Genomic DNA, 1,214 nt, shown 5'->3' on the forward strand with positions numbered 1-1,214 from the left:
AAGATATTTTTACCCGTTAAGGTAATGCCTACATCGGCTAATAATTTGTCGTTATCAGCAATGGTGCCATCTTGGTTTTCATCGAAATACACACGCCCTGCAATAGTTGCTGTATCTGGGTTTTGCTCTGTGAAGTCAACAAGCTGATTGCTTGTAGAAAGCACAACGGTAACTGTATCTGTTAGATCAGAGCCTGCAATCATGCCTGTATTGTTACGCTCAACACCGTCTTTATAAAGCGCAGGTTGCGTTTGCGCCACGGTGTAACCATTATCATCTGAAGCAAATAAATTCGCGAACGTGTATTCACCTTGCGCATTCGTTTGCGTCGTTAACGAGATTCTTGAACCGAAGATGTCTTTACCTATTAAGGTAATGTCTACATTGGCTAGTAACTTGTCGTTATCAGCAATGGTGCCATCTTGGTTTGCATCAAAATACACACGCCCTGAAATAGTCGCTGTATCTGGGTTTTGCTCAGTAAAATCGACTAACTCATTATTGTTAGCCACTAACTGAACTGTGACCGAATCAGTTGTTTCAGAGCCTGCAATAGCACCCGATCTATTACGCTCAACACCATCTTTATAAAACGCGGGTTGAGTTTGCGTGACGTTATAACCGCTGGCATCTGAGGCAAATAAATCAGCGAACGTGTATTCACCTTGCGCGCTTGTTTGCGTTGTCAGGTTAATGTCAGTCCCGAAGATATCTTTACCTATTAAGGTAATCGCTACGCCAGCAAGTAACTTATCGTTATCAGCAATGGTGCCATCTTGGTTTGCATCAAAATACACACGCCCTGAAATAGTCGCTGTATCTGGGTTTTGCTCTGTGAAGTCAACAAGCTCGTTGCTTGTCGTCAGCACAACAGTCACTGTATCCGTTAGATCAGAGCCTGCAATAGCACCCGAGCTATTACGCTCAACACCGTCTTTATAAAGCGCGGGTTGTGTTTGCGCCACGGTGTATCCATTGGCATCTGAGGCAAATAAATCAGCGAACGTGTATTCACCTTGCGCATTTGTTTGCGCGGTAAAGTTAATGTCTGAACCGAAGATATCCTTACCCGTTAAGGTAATATCGACATTCGTTAATAACGTGTCGTTATCTGCAATGGTGCCATCTTGGTTTTCATCAAAATACACACGCCCTGAAATAGTCGCTGTATCGGGATTTTGCTCTGTAAAGTCAACAAGCTGGTTGCTTGCAGT

At 43.6% G+C, this 1,214-nt stretch carries 1 protein-coding gene; it reads right to left on the reverse strand.

Going from position 1 to position 1,214, the window contains the following annotated elements; genetic code table 11:
• A partial coding sequence (locus tag ADS77_RS21100) for an SdrD B-like domain-containing protein (protein ID WP_152960658.1) occupies positions 1-1,214 on the reverse strand: 1,214 nt, incomplete at both ends.

The sequence above is a fragment of the Pseudoalteromonas porphyrae genome (assembly GCF_001298125.1).
GTDB lineage: Bacteria > Pseudomonadota > Gammaproteobacteria > Enterobacterales > Alteromonadaceae > Pseudoalteromonas > Pseudoalteromonas neustonica.